Here is a 19,586-nt window from a genome sequence, read left to right as displayed (position 1 = left end):
CCCCGGAAGCGGGCGGCAGGCCCCGGTGGCCGGCGGGGGCCGCCCGGCCGCGGCCCCGGCCGCTTCCGCACCCGCTACGCGGACAGGGCGTCCAGCAGGCGGTCCACCTCCGCCTCCGTGTTGTAGAGGTGGAACGAGGCCCGCAGGTGGCCGGCCCGGGCGGCGGTGAGGATACCCGCGGCCGCCAGCTCCGCCTGCCGGTGCCCCAGCCCGGGCACGGAGACGATCGCCGAGCCGGGGGCGGGTACGGGCGCGTGCCCGAGCGACTCGAGTCCGGCGCGGCAGCGCGCGGCGAGCCGGGTGTTGTGGGCGTGCACGGCCTCGACGCCGACGGACGCGAGGAGCTCCAGCGAGCGCTCCGCCGCGTGGTAGGCGAGGAACGCGGGCGATTCGTCGAACCGCCGGGCGTCGTGGGCGAGTTCCCGCATCGGGCCGTAGGTGGCGTCCCACATGGACGCGGCGGCCACCCAGCCGGCGTGCAGCGGGACGAGGCCCGGCTGGGCCTCTTCACCCACCGTGAGGTACGAGGCTCCGCGCGCGCCCAGCAGCCACTTGTAGCCGGCGGTGACGGTGTAGTCGTACCTGCTCGCGTCGAAGGGCAGCCAGCCGGCCGCCTGGGTGGCGTCGACCAGGGTGCGCGCGCCGTGGGCGGCGGCCGCCCCGCGGACGGCGTCGAGGTCGGCGATGCGGCCGTCGGCGGACTGGACGGCGCTCAGGGCCACCAGGGCCGTGGTCGGCCGCACGGCCTCGGCCAGGCTCTCCAGGGGCGCGAAGCGGGTCTTGAGGTCGCCGCGGAGGTGGAAGGGGTTGATGACGGAGGCGAAGTCCCCTTCCGCGAACAGGACTTCGGCTCCGGCCGGCAGGGAGGCGGCGATCAGGCCGGTGTGCGTGGCGACGGCGGAGCCGACGGCCACGCGCGCGGCGGGGACGCCCACGAGCCGGGCGAAGGCGGTCCGGGCGGCGGTGACGGAGTCGAAGCTGCCGAAGCCCTCGGGGCGGCCGGCGGCGGCCGCCCCGGCGAGCTCCCGTACGGCCGCCAGGGCCCGCTGGGGCAGCACGCCGCAGGTGGCGGTGTTGAGGTAGGTGGTCTGCTGCGCGAACTCCGCGCGGGTCACGTCGGCAAGGGGAAGTCGCTCCATGGCGCCAGCCTGCGCCAGGAGCGACTAAAAGTCTATTGACGAGTTTTACATGCCACCAATAAGGAAGTCTTATGACTGCGGGACGGCACACGCCCCGTCCGGCTCGCAGACCTCGCCCTCCGGCGCCGCCGGGGCGAGCACCTGACGGCCCTGCCAGGCCTGCTCCAAGGCCTGGGTGAACACCTCGGCGGGCTGGCCGCCGGAGATCCCGTACCGCCGGTCCAGGACGAAGAACGGCACGGCGTTCGCGCCGAGTTCGGCCGCCTCGCGCTCGTCGGCGCGCACCTCGGCGGCGTACGCGTCCCCGTCGGCCAGCACCGCGCGGGCGGCGGCCTCGTCGAGGCCGGCCTCGACGGCCAGGGCGACCAGGGTGTCGTCGTCGAAGACGGAGCGCTCCCCGGCGAAGTTGGCCCGGTAGGCGAGGTCGAGCAGCGCGTCGCGGCGGCCGTGCGCGGCGGCGAAGTGGAGCATCCGGTGGATGTCGAAGGTGTTGCCGTTGACCCGGCCCTCGGTGCGGTACTCCAGGCCCTCGGCGCGCGCCGTGCCGGCGACGTGCTCCTGCATGGCGCGGGCCTCGTCGAGGGTGCGGCCGAACTTCCTGGCCAGCATCTCCAGGGTGGGCACCGCCTCCTGGGGGGCGTTCGGGTCGAGCTCGAAGGAGCGGTGGACGATCTCGACCTCGTCGCGGTGGGCGAAGGCCGCGAGCCCCTGCTCGAAGCGGGCCTTGCCGATGTAGCACCACGGGCAGGTGATGTCGCTCCAGATCTCGACGCGCATGTTCCTTCTCGTCTCCCGGTCGTCGGACGCGGAGGGATCGCCTCCGTCACTGGTGGGCAACCTCCGGGGCGGGCCGCTCATTCCGTGGCGCGCGTCACGTCCAGCCAGAGCGTCCGGTGCGATCCGGTGCGCGGGGCCGGGTCCGGGCCGGGGCGCCAGCCCTGGGCGGCGTAGAAGGCCCGGGCGCGGAGGTTGTGCTCGTAGACCTCCAGCCGGGCGCGGGCCACACCGGTGTCGCGCCAGACGGCGACGCAGGCGGCGTGGAGCGCCCCGCCGATGCCGAGCCGCCAGTGGACGGGGTCGACGTGGAGCTGGGTGAGGGTGGTGGCGCCGTCGACGGTGCGGAAGGCGGCGACGCCGGCTATCTCGCCGTCGCGTTCCGCGCAGAGCACCCCGCCGTCGGCGCGCTCGATGGCGCGGGCCCAGCCCTCGCGGGTGCGGGCCTGTTCGGCGTCGCCGAGGTAGGCCTCCTCCGGGATGCGGCCGGAGTAGTAGGTGGCCCGGGCCCGGGTGTGGAGGGCGGCGATGGGGTCGAGGTCTGCGGGGTACGCGGTCCTGATCATGGGTAGAGGAACGCGCCGGGCAGCGGTGCGGTTCCCGGCGCGCTCCCCCGTCCGCCCCGCCGCCCGGGGCCGCGGGCCTACGTGCCGAGGGCGGCCGCGATCATCTTCTGGGCGACCGGGGCGGCCAGCTTGCCGCCGCCGATCTCGGAGCGGTCGGTGTCCGAGTTCTCGATGATCACGGCGACGGCGACGGACTTGCCGCCCGCCTTGCCGTAGGCGGTGAACCAGGCGTACGGGTTCTTGCTGTTGTTCACGCCGTGCTGGGCGGTGCCGGTCTTGCCGCCGACCTCCGCGCCGTCCACCTGGGCGGGCTTGCCGCCGCCCTCCTCGACGACGGTCTTCATGGTCTCGCGGAGCAGCTCGGCGGTCCGCTCGCTGACCACCTGCTTCGTCGCGGCGTCCCGGTGGCTCTCCAGGACGTTGCCGTCGGCATCGGTGACCTCGGAGACCATGTGCGGGGCGACGAGCTTCCCGCCGTTCTCCAGGGCCGCCGCGACCATCGCCATCTGGAGCGGGGTGGCGGTGACGTCGAACTGGCCGATGCCGGTCTGCGCGACCAGGTCGGGCGAGGCCTTCTTCTCGGGGTAGACGCTCGGGTAGGCGCGGACGGGGGTGTCCTGCTTCCGGTCGTTGAACCCGAACTTCTCCGCCATCTCGCGCATCTTGTCCTGGCCCAGCTTGTAGGCGATGTTCGCGAAGACGTTGTTGCACGAGTAGCGCATGGCGGTGCGCAGGGTGGCGTTCTCGCAGGGTGCGGACCTGTTCTCGTTCTGCAGGACCGTGCGGGTGCCGGGGAGGGTGTACGGGTTGGGGCTGTCGGTCGGGGTGTCGACCGAGTCGTACAGGCCGTTCTCCAGGGCGGCCGCGGCGGTGACCAGCTTGAACGTGGAGCCGGGCGACAGCGGCTGGCGCAGGGCGCGGTTGGTCATGGCGGCGCCCTCGTGGGCGGACAGCTCGGCCCAGGCCTCCTTGTCGTTGCTGCCGGAGATCCGGCCGGGGTCGTAGGAGGGGTTGCTGACGACGCCGAGGATCTCGCCGGTGGCGGGGTCGATGGCGACGGCGGCTCCGGTCTTGCCCTTGAGCGCCGCGTAGCCGGCCTTCTGGACCTCGGGGTCGATGGTGGTCAGGACGTTGCCGGGGTCGGCCCGCTTGCCGGTGAGGGCGTCGAGCGGGTTCTTCAGCCGGTTGTCGGAGCCGTTGAGGACGTCCTGGTAGAGCTTCTCCAGCTGGGTCGCGCCGTAGACCTGCGAGCTGTATCCGGTGACGGGCGCGTAGAGCGGCCCGTCCGTGTAGGTGCGTTTGTAGGCGAAGTCTCCCGCGTCCACCTTCTTCGATCCGGTGATGGCCTTTCCGCCCACGATGATGTTCCCGAGCGGGGCCGCGTACTGCGCGATCTTCGTCCGGCGGTTGTTCTTGTTCTCTGCGAGGGCCTTGCCTTCGTACGCCTGCACCCAGGTGACCCGCACCAGCAGGGCCAGCACCAGCAGCAGACAGAAGACCGAGGCGCGCCTGATCGTCTTGTTCATCCCTGGGGAGGACGCGTCGGGTGGGCCCCGCGTTCCGTTCTGCACCGGTTGTGGCGGAGTTCTCAGGTTTTCTTCATCCGGGCGGGCCGGCCGTCCTCCTCACCCGGGCGTGATGAAGCCCGTCTCGTAGGCGGCGATCACCGCCTGGGTGCGGTCGCGCGCCCCGGTCTTGGCCAGGACCGCCGCCACGTGCGTCTTGACCGTGGCCGGGCCGACGCCGAGCCGGGTGCTCATCTCGGTGTTGGTCAGGCCCTGGGCGATCAGGCGCAGGACGTCCGCCTCGCGCCCGGTGAGCCGGGCCGCCCAGGCTGGGGCGGCGGGTGAGCGGCGCGCGTGCGCGGCGGCCAGGCCGCGCACGGCGGCGGGGTAGAGCAGCGAGTCGCTCCGGGCGACCAGCCGGACCGCGGCGATCAGCTCGTCGGGCTCGGCGCGCTTCAGGAGGAACCCGGCCGCGCCCACGCGCAGGGCGTCGTAGACGTAGGCGTCGTTCTCGAATGTGGTGACGACCACGACCCGGGGCGGGTCCGGCATCGAGCCGAGGATCTGCTCGGTGGCGCGGATGCCGTCGACCTCGGGCATCCGGACGTCCATCAGGACCACGTCGGGGCGGTGGGCGCGGACCACGGAGACGGCCTCGGCGCCCGTGGCGGCCTCGGCGACGACCTCCAGCCCGGGTTCCGCGTCGAGGATCATCCGCAGCGCGGTGCGGACCATGCGCTCGTCGTCGGCCAGCACGATGCGCACGGGCGGGGGCGTGCCCTGGGCGGGGGCGCCGCCCGCGGGGCCGCCCTCGGCGCCCTGGGCGGAGGCGCCCTCTGCGGGGTCCGTCTGCGTGCCCTGGCCGTGGGTTCCTGGGGGTGGGGTCATCGGGGGTCTCCTGAGGGGGTGCCGAGGGGCAGGGAGGCGCGCAGGCGCCAGCCGCCGTCGTGCTCGCCGGCCTCGGCGCGGCCGCCGAGCAGGGCGGCCCGCTCGGCTATGCCGCGCAGCCCGCGCCCGCCGCCCGCGCGGGGCCGGCCGGTCGCCGGGGTGGCCAGGGGGTTGGTCATCGTGATCTCCAGTTCCGTGCCGGCCGCGGCGATCCGCAGCCGCACCGGTCCGCTTCCGTGTTTCAGCACGTTGCTCAGTCCCTCCTGGACGATGCGGTAGGCCTCGCGGGAGGCGATGGCGGGCAGCCGCCCCCAGTCGCCCACGGGGCCGGGATCCTCTTCCGCCGCCACCTCGACCCCACCGGCCCGGGTGCGGCCGAGCAGCCCGGCGAGGTCGGCGGCGAGGGTGGGGGCGGGCGCCCCCGGCCCGGCCCGCTCGTCCCCGTCGCGCAGCAGGCCGAGGACCGCGTCCAGCTCGCCGACGGTGCGCCGGGTGGTGTCCTCGATCGCGGCCAGGGCCTCCCGTACGAACCGCGGGTCCGTGTCGAGCACCCGGCGGGCCGCCGCGGCCTGGAGGGTGACGGCACTGAGGGCGTGGCCGACGGAGTCGTGCAGCTCCCTGGCGAGCCGGTTGCGCACGGCCAGGTCCGCAGCCCGCTCCTCGGCCGCGGCCAGCCGGTCGGCGGGGGTGGGCCCGAGCAGCACCGGGGCGAGGCGGGCCAGCAGGGCACCGGCGGCCGCCGCGCACAGCGCGAGCACCACCAGCAGCGCCGCACCGAGGAGCGGGGCGACCAGCCGGCCGGGCAGGGCCGACAGCCAGGGGTACAGCTCGTACTCCGACTCGCGCAGCGCCGCGGAGAACGGCGTGGCCAGCAGCACCAGCGCCATCGGCGGCACCGCCAGGGTCATGCCGCTCAGCACGGCGCCGGTCCCCAGGTGGGCCGTCCACCAGGCGGCGGTCCTGGCCCGCGCGGCCCAGGTCCCGGCGGGCCCCTCGGCCAGCAGCTCGGCGGGCACCGCGCACAGCATCCGCACCGCCGCCACCGACATGGGCCGGGCCGGCGGGAACAGGGCGCTCACGGCTGCCAGGGGCAGGGCCACCGCGTACGAGGTCAGCATCACCGGGAGGGAGGAGAACGCGTCCGCCCCGTCGTTCAGGGCGCCCACCACCACCGAGGCCAGCAGGAAGTACGGCATCAGCAGCGCCCCGCCGAGGATCAGGTGGACCCAGCGCAGCCGGGCCCGGGGCCCGAAGAACGGCCTCACTCCGCCTGCCGGGCCGTCAGACAGCGGGCCAGCACCCCCGCCACGAGCAGTCCAGTGATCATCTGACCAGCGTAGGTCAGGTACATCTCAAGCGTGCTCTGCTTGGCGGGATCGGTGACCGAGAGCGACGCCAGCGTCAGCCAGGCACCCCAGGTCAGCGAGGAGCCCGCCCCGATCCAGGCCAGCGCCAGCGGCCCCCGCACCCGGCGCAGGCCGAGCCGCGCCCCGTACACCAGCAGCACCCCGCCGACGGCCGCCGCCAGCGCCAGCAGCCCGTACGTGCCGCACAGCACCGCGGTGTTCCAGTCGCGCCGGTCCCGCATGCCCGCGTCCAGCCCCGCGGAACCGCCCAGCGCCCAGTAGCCCTGCACCCCGGCGACCGCCAGGCCGGTCAGCGCGGCGAGCACGGCCGCCGGCCGCGTCGCCCGGCCCCCGGGTATCGCGGCCCGCCCCTGCCAACGCCGCCCCCACCGCCGCCGGGCGTACGGCAGGAACAGCCCGGCCAGCGCCAGGGCCTGGAGCCCGAACCCGGTGTAGACGACGTCGTGCACCCAGCCGTCCAGGAAGGGCTCCCGGGCTGCGGCGGCCTCCGACGCCCCGCCGCCGACCAGCCCGCCCAGCAGCTGCGCGGGGAAGGCGATGACGATCGGGGCGAGCAGGCCGGCGGCCACGAACACCGGCACGGTCAGCAGCCAGGCCCGTATCCGCATCCCCCAGGCCTGGGTCAGCAGCAGCACGAGCACCACGAGCGTGGCGTCCATGGCCAGCGTCACCGCGTTGGCGACGGTGAAGAACAGGCCCGGCTCGCGCAGCACGCTGCCCTCGGGTATGCCGAGGTGACTGCCCGCGAGCCAGGCGGACTTGAGCAGGAGGTACGGGACGGTGGCGGCCACGGCGACCGCGCGCAGGGCCCGCAGCCCCCGGCCGGGCACCCAGCCCCCACCGGAACCTCCGCTGCCGGAACCTCGGCCGTCCGAGCGGGAGTTGGAAGAGTCGTCGCCGGCATCCGGGGCCGTGGCGCCGGACCGGTCGTGAGCGGTTCGTGTCGTCATGGCCCCACGATCCCGCCGGCCCCCGCCCCGCCACCTCCCCCGCCATGGGGAACCCCCTCCCCCGTGCGGGGGAGACACCCGTCACCCCCGCGCCGGGGCGCGCCCCGCGCCTTCCCCCGGCCGCGACAGGGAGTGACCCCTTCCGCTTCTCCCGGACCCGCGCTAGGGTCCCGCACGGGCCTCCCCCGGCCGGACCGGCGCGACGCGCCGTCACCGGCAGCCCGAGGCGGCCCGGTCCACCCCGTCGTCACGCGGAAAGGTGCGGGTGATGGAGCTGTTCCCGCCGCTCGCGGCCCGTGTCGCCCACTCCAGCATCGGCGCCGCGCTCGCCGCCGGAGGCGCCGCGTACGCGGCCCAGGCCGAGGGCCGGGCCCTGGCCGTCGCACTCTGCGTGGTCCTCGCCTGCCTGGGCCTGGCGCTGCGCGGCTACCGGGTGGGCGTGCGCTGCGGCCCGCACCAGGTCACGGTGCGGGGCCTGTTCCGTACGCGGGTGATCGACCGCGCGGCGGTCACCGCCGTCACCGACTTCCCCGCCATCCGCTGGACCGGCCGCTCCGGCCGGGCCCGCTGGACCCCGCTGACCGCCTTCCAGGCCGGCCCCGGCGAGCTCGCCAGGATCACGGCGGCCAAGCGCCACCAGGTGGCCCGCATCCGCCGCTGGGCCGCCCGCGGCTGACGCGCCGCGACGCCCTCGAAGCCGCAGCGACGCCCTGGAAGCCGCAGCGACGTCCCGGAAGCCGGCGCGACGTCCCGGAAGCCGGCGCGAGGCCCTCGAAGCCCGGGCCGGCGCGACGTCCTCACATCCTCCGGGACGCCCTCAAAGCCGCCGCGTCGCCATCAGCAGGCGGTCCCGCGCGTCGAACAGCGCCGCCCGAATGGCCTGTTCGTGCCCGCCGGTCAGCCGCGCCACCGGCACCGAGCAGCTGATCGCGTCCCGCGCCGGGGTCCGGTACGGGATCGCCACGCCGAAGCAGCGCAGCCCCAGCGTGTTCTCCTCCCGGTCCACCGCATACCCCTGCTCCCGCACCAGCGCCAGCTCCGCGATCAGCACCTCCCGGTCGGTGATCGTGTGCTCGGTCACCGGCTCCAGCCGCTCCGGCAGCAGGGCCCGCACCTCCTCGTCCGTGTGCGTGGCCAGCAGCGCCTTGCCGAGCGCGGTGGAGTAGGCCGGCAGCCGCCGCCCCACCCGCGTGAACGGCCGCAGGAAGTGCTGGGACTGACGGGTGGCCAGGTACACCACGCTGGTGCCGTCGAGCCGGGCCAGGTGGATGGTCTCGGTGGTGTCGTCCGAGAGCCGGTCCAGCGTGGGGCGTGCCGCGGCCACGACCTCGTCGCCCTCGATGTACGAGTTGCCGACGAGCAGCGCCCGGACGCCGATGCCGTAGCGCGTGCCGGTCGCGTCGGTCTCGACCCAGCCCAGGTCGACCAGGGTGCGCAGCAGCATGTAGAGGCTGGACTTGGGGTAGCCGAGCCCCTCCTGCACCTCGGCCAGGCTGTGCAGCCCGGGCCGGGACGCGAACCACTCCAGCAACACCACCGTGCGCACGGCGGACTTCACCGGCGCCGCGCCGGACTCGGCAGACGTCATGTGCGCCCTTGCCCCTCTTGTCAATCTCGATCGCGCGGAAATAGAGTCCGCAGCATATTCAACTGATTCACCTATCGGAACGTCGTTCAGAATACTGAACGACGTCCACCGGGGTCAGCGACGATCCAGGAGGCAGTGCGCGATGGCAGCAACACCAGTCTGGAGTGTGGACCCCCGCACCGGGAAGCAACGCGAACAGGTTGCGGTGGAGGCCACATCCCAGGAGGTGGACGCCGCCGTGCGCGCCGCCCACGACGCCCGCCCCGCCCTGGCGGACCGCACCGCCCGCGTCGCCTTCCTGCGCGCCGCGGCGGACCTGCTCGACGAGGCCGCCGGGCAGGTGGTGGAGGCCTCCGACGCCGAGACCGCCCTCGGCCCCGTCCGGCTGACCGGCGAACTCGCCCGCACCACCTACCAGCTGCGCGCCTTCGCCGACGCCGTCGAGGAGGGCTCCTACCTCGACGTCCGCATCGACCGCCCGGACCCCGCGCTCACCCCGCCGCGTCCCGAGCTGCGCCGCTACAAGGTCCCGCTGGGCGTGGTCGCCGTCTACGCGGCCTCCAACTTCCCCCTCGCCTTCTCCGTGCCCGGCGGCGACACCGCCAGCGCCCTGGCCGCCGGCTGCCCCGTGGTGGTCAAGGCCCACCCGGACCACCCCGCGACCTCCGAGCTGTGCGCCGCGCTGCTGCGGCGCGCGGCCGCCACGACGGGCCTGCCCGAGGACGTGGTGGCCGTGGTCCACGGGTTCGACGCCGGCCTGGAGCTGATCCGCCACCCGCTCGTCGCCGCCGCCGGGTTCACCGGCTCCGTCCGCGGCGGGCGGGCGCTGTTCGACGCCGCCGCCGCCCGGCCGGTGCCGATCCCCTTCCACGGTGAGCTCGGCTCCCTGAACCCCGTCCTCGTCACCCCCGCCGCCGCCGCGGAGCGCGCCGAGGAGATCGGCGCCGGGCTGGCCGGCGCGATGACGCTCGGGGTCGGCCAGTTCTGCGTGAAGCCGGGCCTGGTCCTGGTGCCCGAGGGCGAGCACGGCGACCGGCTGGCCGCCGCGCTGACCAAGGCGGTCAGCGAGACGGAGGCCGGCGTGCTGCTCGACCACCGGATGCGGGACAACTTCATCAGCGGCGTACGCGAGCGGGGCGCGCTCCCCGAGGTCACCTCGCCGGTCACGCCCGGTGCGGGCGGCGAGCACACGGTCGGCGCCGGCTTCCTGTCCGTGCCCGCCCGGCGGCTGGCCGAGGGCGACGGGCACGAACTGCTCCTGGAGGAGTGCTTCGGGCCGGTGACGGTCCTCGCACGGTACGCCGACCAGGCCGAGGCCGGAGCGGTCCTGTCCCGGCTGCCCGGCAACCTCAGCGCCACCCTCCAGCTGTCGGCGGCCGAGGCCGAGGGCCGGGAGGGCACGGCCGCGGACCTGCTGGCGCAACTGACCACGCTGGCCGGCCGGGTGCTGGTGAACGGCTGGCCGACCGGTGTCGCCGTGGCCCCCGCCCAGCACCACGGCGGCCCGTACCCCGCCGCGACCTCCCACTCCACCTCCGTGGGCGGCACGGCCATCGAGCGGTGGCTGCGCCCCGTGGCGTACCAGTCCGTGCCGGACCCGCTGCTCCCGCCGGAGCTGCGCGAGGCCAACCCGCTCGGCCTCCCGCGCCGCGTCGACGGGCGCCCCGAAGCGGTCTGACCGTCCCCGGGGCGGCACCGGGCCGCACCCCGGGACCGCCGGGGGCGCCACGGCCCCGGCGGTCGGAGGCCGACCGGACCGGCCGTGCGGGGCCCGGTCCGGTCACCGCCCGCCGCGGCGCCGCACGCACCCGCCCCGCACCCCACCCGCCCCGCCCGGAATTCCGTTGCCCGGCCCGGGCCGGTGCCGCCAGGCTGGGCGGCATGTCACGAGCCTCCGGATTCACGTACGAGCAGCGCGGCGACGGAACCGTCGTCATCACCCACCGCGGACGCGCCGCGGGCACCCTGCGCGGCGCGCGCGCCGACAAGTTCCTCGCCGAGGTCGAGGCGGGCGACGGCCAGACGGTGATGGCCCGCTGGACCGGCGCGTACAAGTTCGGCAACGAGCGCCTGGCCCGCAACCACCCGCGCAACCGCCGCTGAGCACCCCGCGGCGCCCGCGCGACCCCGCTGGAGGACCGCCGGAGAATTCACCTGGGCGGCCTCAAGGCGGGGGAACGGCGGCGACCACTCGGTCGTTGACCTGGCATGACCGCTATGACCCCTGGCTCGAACCTGCCGCTGAACTCCGTCCGCGTGACGGTGGACGTGGCCGCTCCGGTACGACTGGACGTATCGGGACTCCTGCTCACCGCGGACGGCAAGGTGCGCTCCGACGCCGACTTCATCTTCTACAACCAGCCGTCCGGCCCCGGAGTCAGCTACCGGTCCGGCGGCGGGGCCGCGCCCGACGCGATCACCGTCGACACCTCGGCCGTCCCCGCGGGCATCGAGAAGATCGTGGTCACCGCCAGCCCGGACGCGGCGGGCCAGACCTTCCAGGGCATCGAGCCCACCGCCACGGTGCGCAACGCCGACGACAACAGCGTGATCGCCACGTTCACGCCGCCGCAGCTCGGCACCGAGACCGCCCTCGTGGTCGTCGAGGTCTACCTGCGCGGCGGGGTGTGGAAGGTCCGCGCGGTCGGCCAGGGGTACGCCAACGGGCTCGCCGGCATCGCCACCGACTTCGGCGTCTCGGTGGACGAGGAGCCCGCGGCGGCCGCTCCGGCCCCGGCGGCACCCCAGGCACCGCCGGCCGCCCCGCCCGCCCCGCCCGCCGCGACCCCGGCCTGGGGCTCCCCCGCCGCGGCCGCCCCGCCCGCCCCGCCGGCACCCCCGGCCGCGCCCCCCGCCGGCACCGGGGGCAAGATCAACCTCGACAAGGGCCGGGTCAGCCTCCAGAAGAACCAGACGGTCTCCCTGGTCAAGGGCGGCCGCCCGCTGCTCTCCCAGGTCAAGATGGGCCTGGGCTGGGAGCCCGCGTTCCGCGGCCGCGACATCGACCTCGACGCCTCCGTGATCGCCTACGGCCCCCAGCGCAACCACCTCGACAGCTGCTACTTCGGCCGGCTCTCCATCCTCGGCGGTGCCGTCAAGCACTCGGGCGACAACCTCACCGGCGAGGGCGCCGGGGACGACGAGGTGATCGTGGTCGACCTGGGCCGGCTGCCCGCCGAGGTGACCGGCCTCGTCTTCACCGTCAACTCCTTCTCCGGGCAGAAGTTCACCGAGGTGGCCAAGGCCTACTGCCGGCTCATCGACGCCGCCAGCGGCGAGGAGCTGGTCCGCTTCGACCTCACCACGGCCGAGCCGCAGACCGGCGTGATGATGGCCAAGCTGATCCGGCAGTTCTCGGGCGAATGGGAGATGACGGCCATGGGCGAGTTTGTGAAGTCCCGCACAGTGCGGGGCATGGTCAAGCCCGCGGCGCAGGCACTTTGACCCCGGGCGGGCCGTCAGGTGACACATTCCACCCACCAGCCGGAGGTCACTGTCAGTGCCCGCCCGTAGCCTTGTAGGCATGTACGAGACTCCCCCGCCCACGGGTCCCGCCCGTCCGTCCGTCGCCGAGGCGAACGAGGCGATACGGCTGCTCGTGGCGACCCGTGAGGAGGGGGAGGAGTGGCCGGCGGAGGCGTACGCGTTCCTGCTGGCCGAGTGGGCCGAGGGCGTCAGCGCGGCGGCCGAGCCGGTCGCCGCCACGGACCGGTGATCGCCAGCAGGATCCCCGGGGACTGGAGGCAGGCGAAGAGCGTGCGGCCGTCCGGCGAGAAGCAGACCCCGGCGAACTCGGAGAACTCCGGCTCCTCGGGAGTGCCGATGTTCAGCTCGTTCCGCGCCAGCGGGTAGGTGCGGCCGCTCTCCGTCGCCCCGAAGAGGTGCTGCACGCCCTCGCCGTCCTCGGCGATGACCAGCCCGCCGTACGGCGAGACGGTGATGTTGTCCGGCCCGTCGTACGCCTCCGGATCGCCGCTCACGCCGAGCAGCACGGTCAGCCGGACGGTCCGCCGCTTCGGGTCGTAGAACCACACCTGCCCGTCGTGCGGGGCGCCCGGGCTCTCCTCGCGGGCGTACGAGGAGACGAAGTACGCTCCCCCGTCCGCCCACCACATGCCCTCCAGCTTCCGGCCCCGGGTGATCGTCCCGTCCGCGAACTGCCTGCGCACCGGCACGGCACGCGCGTCCCGGTCCGGCACGTCCACCCAGTCCACCCCGTAGACGGTGCCGATCCGCGTGGCACGCGACAGGTCGTCCACCAACCGCCCCGTGCTGTCGTAGCACTTGGGCGCCTGGAGCCGGCCCGCGTCACCGGCAAGCGTCCGCAGCCGCCCCCGCCCGTGCCGGAAGCCCTCCGGCGGCACCCACCGGTAGAGGAGCCCGTTGGGCCCCGAGGCGTCCTCGGTCAGGTAGACGTGCCCGGCACGCGGGTCGACGACCACCGCCTCGTGCGCGTACCGCCCGAAGGCCTTGACGGGCTGCGGATCCCGGTTGGCCCGCCGGTCCGCGGGGTCGACCTCGAACACGTACCCGTGGTCCTTGGTCATGCCGTTCTTCCCCGCGAGGTCCTCGGTCTCCTCACAGGTCAGCCAGGTTCCCCACGGGGTGCTCCCGCCCGCGCAGTTGGTGGACGTGCCGGCGATCCCGACCCACTCCGCGACCTCACCCCCACGCCGCACCTCGACGACGGTGCAGCCGCCCGCGGCGGCCGGGTCGTACACCAGCCCCTCGGCGAGCGGCACGGGCCGCTCCCACCGCGACCTCTCACCCCTCAGCTCATGGTTGTTGACCAGCAGCGTGACACCCCGCGCCCCCGCGAAGGCGGCCGTCCCGTCGTGGTTGGACGGCGTCGGCTCCCCGCCCTCCAACCGCGTCACACCGCTGTGGGTGAGCACCCGGTACGAGAATCCGGCGGGCAGCGCGAGGATCCCCGCGGGATCCGGCAGGAGCGGCCCGTACCCGAGCTCGCACGCCGTCCCGTCCTCCTCGGCGGCCAGCGCCCCCGGAGCACTGGCAAGCGCGCCCACCACACCGGTGAGCGCAACCCCGGCGGTGAATTCCCTGCGACTGAGCGGCATCGGTTCTCCTCGCAAACCTGAGTGGGAAGCCTCCCCTACGGGAGCCGGACACCCACCGAAGCACCACCGCCCGCTCTGCGGAACCGCTCCTCCGGCCACCACGAGACCGGTCCACCCCGCTCCCCGGAGCCCCACCCCGTGCTATGGGAACACCGCCCCGGCGGCGATCCCTCCCTCCGCCGGCGGCACCCCGCGGCCCGCCCGGAATCCCCCGCTACCCCCGCGAGCGAGCCTTGAAGGCGGCCTTACGCGCCTCCTTGGCAGCCTTCCGATCCGGGTGCAGCCGCCCCATCGCCTCCAGCACGTCCGCCGCGGCGGGGTGGTCCACCCGCCAGGCGGCCTCGAAGAAGCCGCTGTGGCCCCCGGTCAGCCCGGACATCAGCTCCACCAGCTCCGCCGCGTCCCCGTCCGCGGCCAGTTGAGCGGCGAGCGTGTCGAGCGCGAGCCAGAACACCAGCTCCTCGCCCGGCGGAGGCACATCGGCCGCACCCCGCTCGGCCAGCCACACCCGGGCCAGCCCGCCCAGCTCGGGATCGTCCAGCACCGCCCGTACGGCGGGCTCCGCGGCCGGCCCGACCAGCGCGAGGGCCTGCTGGCAGCCGAGCCGCCGCAGCGGGCCACCCGCGTCGCCGCCCCGGGCCGCGGCCAGCAGCTCCGCGGCGGCCCCGACCGTTTCGCGTCCGGCCAGCCAGTGCTCCACCTCGGCACGCGCCGCCGCCTCGGGGAAGCCCGGGAGCGCGTCCAGCAGCACGTCGGCCCCCTTGCCCGCGAGGTCGCCCACGGCGGGCGCGGCGATCCCCGCCTCCAGCATCCGGGCCCGCACGCCGAACAGACCGAGCGGGGTGAGGCGCACCATGCCGTAGCGGGCCACGTCCTCCGGGTCCCCGGCGTCGAGGTTGTCGACGGGCTCGTCGTCCGCCTCGGCCAGCAGCTCCGCGTCGACCGGCCGGAACTCCACGAGCCCCACCGGCTCCAGCATCCGGAACTGGTCGTCGAGCCGCATCATCACCTCGGAGACCCGCTCCAGCACCTCGTCGGTGGCCTCGTCCATGTCCTCCGGCACGACCATCGAAGCGGCGAGCACGGGCAACGGCACACCCGGCCCGGCACCACCCTCCTCCAGGCCGGCACCACCGGCCCCCGGCCCCGCGCCACCCTCGCCAACGGTCAGCAGGTACAGGTTGGCCAGCACTCCGTCGAGGAACTCCGCCTCGCGGCGGGGATCCCAGTCCAGCCGCTCGAAGTCGATCTCGCCGCCCTCGTCCAGCGCGTCCACGAGGGCGTCCAGATCCGGAACAGCGGCGTCCGCGAGCACGGCCTCCAGAACACCCAGCCACAGGTTCAGCACGTCGACCGGCGACCCGCCGGTGACCAGGGCGAGTTCCTCCCCGGCACGAGCCGTGCCGCCCTCCCCCTCGCGGCCGGGCTCCGGATCGGTCAGCTCGACCAGGCCGGTGTCAACGGCCACCCGCCACGCCTCACTCGCGTACGCGGCGCCCTCACCTTCCCCGGCATCCGCATCCGCATCCGCATCCGCACCATCCAGCCCCGGTACCAGCCCCAGGACCCGGGCCGCATCGCGCAACCGCCCGTCATCGAGCTCACCCCCCGCCCCCACGCGCATCCCGTCCCCCACCCACCGCGCCACCCGCACCGCGCGCGTCAACAGCGGTGCCCCCAGGGCATCCCGGGCCAGCTCCGCCTCGGACGGCAGCCGCACCGGCGGCAGCACCGGCGACTCGACCGGCGACAGCACTCGCGGCAGCGTGGGGCGCTCTGCGGACATGGCTGGTTCTCCTCGGATCACACGGGCGGGAGTGAAGTCGGCGCGCCCAGCGTAGACGCAATTCGCCCCATCCCGTCCGGTTCATACAGACGTCAACCCCCGTCCACCCGCCAGGCCTTGACAACCGGCCAGTAGACACAAGACATTGACGCGCGTAGATCTCAACACCGGATCCACAGACCACCTCCACTCCGCCCCTCATCCCATACCGGAGTCCTGCCCATGCGTTCCCGTCCCACCGTGACTGGATCCCACTCCCGTTCCGCCGCCGTGGCCTCCGTGGTGGCCGCCGCCCTGGCCGCCGGCCTGCTCGCCGGCAGCGCGTCCGCCGCCGAACTGTCCGAAGAGGGCACCTCCGCCGCGATACGCGTCCACGACATCCAGGGCACCACCCGGATATCCCCGCTCGCCGGCCAGCAGGTCACCGGCGTCGAGGGCATCGTCACCGGCGTCCGTACGTACGGCTCCCGCGGCTTCTGGATCCAGGACCCGCAGGCCGACGACAGCGACGCCACGAGCGAGGGCGTCTTCGTCTTCACCAGCTCCGTCCCGACCGTCGCCGTCGGCGACGCGGTCTCCGTCTCCGGTCTGGTCGGCGAGTACGTGCCCGGCGGCCTGAACTCGGGCAACCAGTCGGTCACCCAGATCTCCAAGCCCAAGGTGACCGTGCTGTCCTCGGGCAACGCACTGCCCGAGGCCGTGCTCGTCAACGAGTACGGCGTCCCGGCCGAGTACGCGCCCCAGGGCGACCCGGCCAACGGCGGCAGCATCAACGGCCTGGCCCTGGACCCGGCCACCTACGCGCTCGACTACTACGAGTCGCTGGAGGGCATGAACGTCCGCATCGGCGACTCCCGCGTCGTGGGCGCCACCGACCCGTACGCCGAGCTGTGGGTCACCGTGAAGGGCTGGGAGCACCGCGCCCCCCGCGGCGGCACGGTCTACGGCTCGTACGAGTCCCAGAACACCGGCCGCCTCCAGATCCAGCAGCTCGCTCCGCTGGCCCAGCAGCCGTTCCCCAAGGCGGACGTCGGCGACAGGCTGACCGGCACCACCGAGGGCCCGCTGGACTTCAACCAGTTCGGCGGCTACACCCTCGTCGCCCGCACCCTCGGCACCGTCGAGTCCAAGGGCCTGCAGCGCGAGAAGACCAAGGCGCAGAAGCCGGGCGAGCTGGCGGTAGCGACGTACAACGTCGAGAACCTCGACCCGACCGACCCGCAGGAGAAGTTCGACGCGCTCGCCAAGGCGGTCGTGGAGAACCTGGCCTCCCCCGACATCGTGGCCCTGGAGGAGATCCAGGACGACAACGGCGCGAAGAACGACGGCACGGTCGCCGCGGGCGAGACGCTGCGGAAGTTCACCGAGGCCATCGTGGCCGCGGGCGGCCCGGCGTACCAGTGGCGCTCGGTCGACCCGGAGAACAACAAGGACGGCGGCGAGCCCGGCGGCAACATCCGCCAGGTCTTCCTGTTCAACCCGGAGCGCGTCTCGTTCACCGACCGCGACGCGGGCGGCGCCACCACCGCCACCGGTGTCGTGACGGAGAACGGCCACGCCGCGCTGACCCACTCCCCCGGCCGCGTCGACCCGGCCAACGCCGCCTGGGAGAACAGCCGCAAGCCGCTCGCCGGCGAGTTCGTCTTCCGCGGGCGCAAGGTCATCGTCATCGCCAACCACTTCGGCTCGAAGGGCGGCGACGAGGGCCTGACCTCCCACCACCAGCCGCCGGTCCGCTCCTCGGAGGCCAAGCGGCTGCTCCAGGCGCAGTCCGTGAACTCCTTCGTGAAGGAGATCACCGCGGCGCAGCACAACGCCAACGTCGTGGTGCTGGGCGACATCAACGACTTCGAGTTCTCGGCGACCGCGCAGGCGCTGGAGGACGGCGGCGCGCTGTACTCGGCGGTCAAGTCGCTGCCGCGCGCGGAGCGGTACTCGTACGTGTACCAGGGCAACGCGCAGGTCCTGGACCAGATCCTGGTGAGCCCCGGGATCAAGAAGTTCCAGTACGACAGCGTCCACATCAACGCGGAGTTCGCGGACCAGAACAGCGACCACGACCCGCAGGTGCTGCGCTTCATCCCGTAGCCGCTTCGTCCCGTAGCCGCCGGGCGGAACGTTCCGCCCGGCTCCCGGCCAGGGGCCCCGGTCGCCGTCCCGACCGGGGCCCCTGCCACGCTCCGGACCATGATCTTCCGTACCGCGATCCGCCGTGACCTGCCCGCCGTGCTCGCGCTGCTCGCCGACGAGGAGCGGCTGGTGGACTCGGGCGGGAGCTGATGCGGCGGGCGGACGCGCACCGCTTCTACGAGTCCCTCGGATACGCGCGCAGCCACGAGGGGTTCAAGCTGCGGCTGGACGCCTGAAGAGTCGTGCCGGCACGCGTGGGCCCTCCGGAAGGCTGTCGGACATGCCGCTGAAACGCACCGAAAGAAGAGGAAAGCCTCCGAAACGGGCCCTCGGGGCGTGAAGTCGGGACTTTGGACCCTGGCGTGATCTGCGCCACATTGCTCAAGCAATCGCGCGATGTTGGTGTTGAGTGTCCTGAACGCCCGACCCGTTCCGCCCCCACCACCCCGTCGGAGGACCGCGTGTTCACCTCCATGTCGCTCGTTCAGGAGATCGGCCTGGCCGTCCTGGTGGTCGCCGCCCTCGTCTGGGTCATCGGCCTCGGCCACATGCTGTGGGACAGCCGGTTCCACCACCCGGAGCCCGGCGCCTTCGAGGGGCTCGCCTTCATCCCGGCGCAGCGCGGCACCGCCTCGCACCCGATGGAGAGCGTGGAGCTGACGGAAGAGGAGGAGCGGGCGTTCGCGGGCCTGGTCCGCTCGATCCCGCTGCACTGACCCGCCCTCGGCGCCCGACACGCCGTACCGCACGCGGTACGCGCGAAGCCCCCGTCCCGGACTCCCGGGCGGGGGCTTCGCGCGTACCGGCGGAGAACCCGCGGCGCCGCGGGTCAGTTGTGGCTGTGCAGGACCTCGTTGAGGCCGCCCCAGACCGCGTTGTTCGGGCGGGCCTCGACGGCACCGGTGACCGAGTTGCGGCGGAAGAGGATGTTGCTCGCACCGGACAGGGTGAGGGCCTTGACGACCTCGCCGTCCGGCAGCGTGACGCGGGTGCCCGCGGTGAGGTAGAGGCCGGCCTCGACGACGCACTCGTCGCCCAGCGCGATGCCGATGCCCGCCTCGGCGCCGATCAGGCAGCGCTCGCCGACCGAGATGATCTGCTTGCCGCCGCCGGACAGGGTGCCCATGGTGGAGGCGCCGCCGCCGATGTCGGAGCCGTCGCCGATGACGACGCCCGCGGAGATGCGGCCCTCGACCATCGAGGTGCCGAGGGTGCCGGCGTTGAAGTTGACGAAGCCCTCGTGCATGACGGTGGTGCCCTCGGCGAGGTGCGCGCCGAGGCGGACGCGGTCGGCGTCGGCGATGCGCACGCCCTTGGGGGCGACGTAGTCGGTCATGCGCGGGAACTTGTCGACCGAGGTGACCTGGAGGTGCAGGCCCTCGGCGCGGGCGTTCAGGCGCACGGTCTCCAGCTGGTCCACGGCGACCGGGCCGAGCGAGGTCCAGGCGACGTTGGTGAGCAGGCCGAAGACGCCGTCCAGGTTCTGGCCGTGCGGCTTGACCAGGCGGTGGCTGAGCAGGTGCAGGCGCAGGTAGGCGTCGTGCGCGTCGAGCGGCTTGTCGTCCAGGGAGGAGATGACGGTACGGACGGCGACGACCTCGACGCCACGGACGGCGTCCGTGCGGACGGCCTTGGCGGCGGCCGGGCCGAGCAGCTCGGCGGCCTGCTCGGCGGTCAGGCGCTCGGTCCCGGCCGGGCCGGCCTCCTCGGCCAGCGCGGGGGCGGGGAACCAGGTGTCGAGGACGGTGCCGTCGGCGGTGAGGGTGGCAAGTCCGGCGGCGACGGCGCCGGTGGTACGCGTAGTCATGCAGGCAC

18 protein-coding genes are annotated in these 19,586 nt (G+C 74.2%); 7 read left to right on the top strand and 11 right to left on the bottom strand.

Annotated features, from left to right (window positions below; translation table 11 throughout):
* Positions 1-74: 74 nt before the first annotated feature.
* The 7 genes from ACIQUR_RS10100 to ACIQUR_RS10070 form a co-directional block, all read right to left on the bottom strand.
* Positions 75-1,139, bottom strand: coding sequence for an aminotransferase class V-fold PLP-dependent enzyme (locus tag ACIQUR_RS10100; RefSeq protein WP_403661204.1), 1,065 nt, complete (start codon positions 1,137-1,139; stop codon positions 75-77).
* Between the two features lie 69 nt (positions 1,140-1,208).
* Positions 1,209-1,916, bottom strand: coding sequence for a DsbA family oxidoreductase (locus ACIQUR_RS10095; RefSeq protein WP_403661201.1), 708 nt, complete (start codon positions 1,914-1,916; stop codon positions 1,209-1,211).
* Positions 1,917-1,993: 77 nt separating this feature from the next.
* Positions 1,994-2,479 (bottom strand): GNAT family N-acetyltransferase, encoded by a 486-nt coding sequence (locus tag ACIQUR_RS10090; RefSeq protein WP_403661198.1) that lies wholly within the window; start codon positions 2,477-2,479, stop codon positions 1,994-1,996.
* Between the two features lie 77 nt (positions 2,480-2,556).
* Positions 2,557-4,005: a peptidoglycan D,D-transpeptidase FtsI family protein gene (locus tag ACIQUR_RS10085; protein WP_403661195.1), complete on the bottom strand. Its 1,449-nt coding sequence runs from the start codon at positions 4,003-4,005 to the stop codon at positions 2,557-2,559.
* Positions 4,006-4,104: 99 nt separating this feature from the next.
* Positions 4,105-4,749 carry a response regulator gene (locus ACIQUR_RS10080; protein ID WP_403661466.1) on the bottom strand — a complete coding sequence of 215 codons (645 nt, stop codon included), beginning with the start codon at positions 4,747-4,749 and terminating at the stop codon, positions 4,105-4,107.
* Between the two features lie 119 nt (positions 4,750-4,868).
* The gene (locus tag ACIQUR_RS10075) at positions 4,869-6,137 is read right to left on the bottom strand and encodes a sensor histidine kinase (RefSeq protein ID WP_403661192.1); all 1,269 of its coding nucleotides are present in this window, start codon (positions 6,135-6,137) and stop codon (positions 4,869-4,871) included.
* On the bottom strand, positions 6,134-7,189 hold the full coding sequence (locus ACIQUR_RS10070; RefSeq protein WP_403661189.1) for a hypothetical protein: 1,056 nt from the start codon (positions 7,187-7,189) through the stop codon (positions 6,134-6,136). Before ACIQUR_RS10070 ends, ACIQUR_RS10075 begins: the two co-directional genes overlap by 4 nt.
* A gap of 268 nt (positions 7,190-7,457) precedes the next feature.
* On the opposite strand from ACIQUR_RS10070, the gene ACIQUR_RS10065 reads away from it, so the two are divergent.
* Complete coding sequence (locus ACIQUR_RS10065; RefSeq protein WP_403661186.1) at positions 7,458-7,865, top strand: hypothetical protein; 408 nt, start codon at positions 7,458-7,460, stop codon at positions 7,863-7,865.
* Between the two features lie 141 nt (positions 7,866-8,006).
* Here the strand turns inward: ACIQUR_RS10065 and ACIQUR_RS10060 are convergent, their stop codons facing one another.
* On the bottom strand, positions 8,007-8,777 hold the full coding sequence (locus ACIQUR_RS10060; RefSeq protein WP_403661183.1) for an IclR family transcriptional regulator: 771 nt from the start codon (positions 8,775-8,777) through the stop codon (positions 8,007-8,009).
* Positions 8,778-8,919: 142 nt separating this feature from the next.
* Between ACIQUR_RS10060 and ACIQUR_RS10055 the strand changes: the two genes are divergently transcribed.
* The 4 genes from ACIQUR_RS10055 (at position 8,920) to ACIQUR_RS10040 (ending at position 12,492) form a co-directional block, all read left to right on the top strand.
* Positions 8,920-10,455: an aldehyde dehydrogenase (NADP(+)) gene (locus tag ACIQUR_RS10055; RefSeq protein ID WP_403661180.1), complete on the top strand. Its 1,536-nt coding sequence runs from the start codon at positions 8,920-8,922 to the stop codon at positions 10,453-10,455.
* A gap of 203 nt (positions 10,456-10,658) precedes the next feature.
* On the top strand, positions 10,659-10,880 hold the full coding sequence (locus ACIQUR_RS10050) for a hypothetical protein (protein WP_403661177.1): 222 nt from the start codon (positions 10,659-10,661) through the stop codon (positions 10,878-10,880).
* Between the two features lie 114 nt (positions 10,881-10,994).
* The gene (locus tag ACIQUR_RS10045; protein ID WP_403661174.1) at positions 10,995-12,221 is read left to right on the top strand and encodes a TerD family protein; all 1,227 of its coding nucleotides are present in this window, start codon (positions 10,995-10,997) and stop codon (positions 12,219-12,221) included.
* A gap of 79 nt (positions 12,222-12,300) precedes the next feature.
* A complete protein-coding gene (locus ACIQUR_RS10040; RefSeq protein ID WP_403661171.1) occupies positions 12,301-12,492 on the top strand; it encodes a hypothetical protein in 192 nt (63 codons plus the stop codon).
* Here ACIQUR_RS10040 and ACIQUR_RS10035 read toward each other — a convergent pair.
* Complete coding sequence (locus tag ACIQUR_RS10035; protein WP_403661168.1) at positions 12,452-13,855, bottom strand: alkaline phosphatase PhoX; 1,404 nt, start codon at positions 13,853-13,855, stop codon at positions 12,452-12,454. The genes ACIQUR_RS10040 and ACIQUR_RS10035 overlap by 41 nt on opposite strands.
* Positions 13,856-14,069: 214 nt before the next feature.
* On the bottom strand, positions 14,070-15,641 hold the full coding sequence (locus ACIQUR_RS10030) for a hypothetical protein (protein WP_403661165.1): 1,572 nt from the start codon (positions 15,639-15,641) through the stop codon (positions 14,070-14,072).
* A gap of 222 nt (positions 15,642-15,863) precedes the next feature.
* Here ACIQUR_RS10030 and ACIQUR_RS10025 point away from each other — a divergent pair, with 222 nt between their 5' ends.
* Entirely contained in the window at positions 15,864-17,729 is a 1,866-nt protein-coding gene (locus ACIQUR_RS10025) for an endonuclease/exonuclease/phosphatase family protein (protein ID WP_403661162.1), read from the top strand.
* 503 nt (positions 17,730-18,232) lie between these two features.
* The gene (locus ACIQUR_RS10020; RefSeq protein ID WP_403661159.1) at positions 18,233-18,487 is read left to right on the top strand and encodes a hypothetical protein; all 255 of its coding nucleotides are present in this window, start codon (positions 18,233-18,235) and stop codon (positions 18,485-18,487) included.
* 113 nt (positions 18,488-18,600) lie between these two features.
* On the opposite strand, the gene dapD is transcribed toward ACIQUR_RS10020, so the two are convergent.
* Complete coding sequence (dapD, locus tag ACIQUR_RS10015) at positions 18,601-19,578, bottom strand: 2,3,4,5-tetrahydropyridine-2,6-dicarboxylate N-succinyltransferase (protein ID WP_403661156.1); 978 nt, start codon at positions 19,576-19,578, stop codon at positions 18,601-18,603.
* Between the last annotated feature and the right edge of the window lie 8 nt (positions 19,579-19,586).

Origin of the sequence: Streptomyces sp. NPDC101132 (assembly GCF_044759225.1) — a bacterium.
Classification (GTDB): domain Bacteria; phylum Actinomycetota; class Actinomycetes; order Streptomycetales; family Streptomycetaceae; genus Streptomyces.
The sequence above is the reverse complement of the archived record's forward strand: the minus strand, read 5'-3'. Positions and strand labels throughout refer to the sequence as shown.

Excerpts from the sequence above, each read along its gene's own strand:
- ACIQUR_RS10100 (WP_403661204.1), bottom strand. The coding sequence starts at position 1,139 with ATGGAGCGACTTCCCCTTGCCGACGTGACCCGCGCGGAGTTCGCGCAG.
- ACIQUR_RS10070 (WP_403661189.1), bottom strand. The coding sequence starts at position 7,189 with ATGACGACACGAACCGCTCACGACCGGTCCGGCGCCACGGCCCCGGAT.
- ACIQUR_RS10045 (WP_403661174.1), top strand. The coding sequence starts at position 10,995 with ATGACCCCTGGCTCGAACCTGCCGCTGAACTCCGTCCGCGTGACGGTG.
- ACIQUR_RS10030 (WP_403661165.1), bottom strand. The coding sequence starts at position 15,641 with ATGTCCGCAGAGCGCCCCACGCTGCCGCGAGTGCTGTCGCCGGTCGAG.
- ACIQUR_RS10095 (WP_403661201.1), bottom strand. The coding sequence starts at position 1,916 with ATGCGCGTCGAGATCTGGAGCGACATCACCTGCCCGTGGTGCTACATC.
- ACIQUR_RS10025 (WP_403661162.1), top strand. The coding sequence starts at position 15,864 with ATGCGTTCCCGTCCCACCGTGACTGGATCCCACTCCCGTTCCGCCGCC.
- ACIQUR_RS10035 (WP_403661168.1), bottom strand. The coding sequence starts at position 13,855 with ATGCCGCTCAGTCGCAGGGAATTCACCGCCGGGGTTGCGCTCACCGGT.
- ACIQUR_RS10050 (WP_403661177.1), top strand. The coding sequence starts at position 10,659 with ATGTCACGAGCCTCCGGATTCACGTACGAGCAGCGCGGCGACGGAACC.
- ACIQUR_RS10090 (WP_403661198.1), bottom strand. The coding sequence starts at position 2,479 with ATGATCAGGACCGCGTACCCCGCAGACCTCGACCCCATCGCCGCCCTC.
- ACIQUR_RS10040 (WP_403661171.1), top strand. The coding sequence starts at position 12,301 with ATGTACGAGACTCCCCCGCCCACGGGTCCCGCCCGTCCGTCCGTCGCC.
- ACIQUR_RS10065 (WP_403661186.1), top strand. The coding sequence starts at position 7,458 with ATGGAGCTGTTCCCGCCGCTCGCGGCCCGTGTCGCCCACTCCAGCATC.
- ACIQUR_RS10060 (WP_403661183.1), bottom strand. The coding sequence starts at position 8,777 with ATGACGTCTGCCGAGTCCGGCGCGGCGCCGGTGAAGTCCGCCGTGCGC.
- ACIQUR_RS10055 (WP_403661180.1), top strand. The coding sequence starts at position 8,920 with ATGGCAGCAACACCAGTCTGGAGTGTGGACCCCCGCACCGGGAAGCAA.
- ACIQUR_RS10085 (WP_403661195.1), bottom strand. The coding sequence starts at position 4,005 with ATGAACAAGACGATCAGGCGCGCCTCGGTCTTCTGTCTGCTGCTGGTG.
- dapD (WP_403661156.1), bottom strand. The coding sequence starts at position 19,578 with ATGACTACGCGTACCACCGGCGCCGTCGCCGCCGGACTTGCCACCCTC.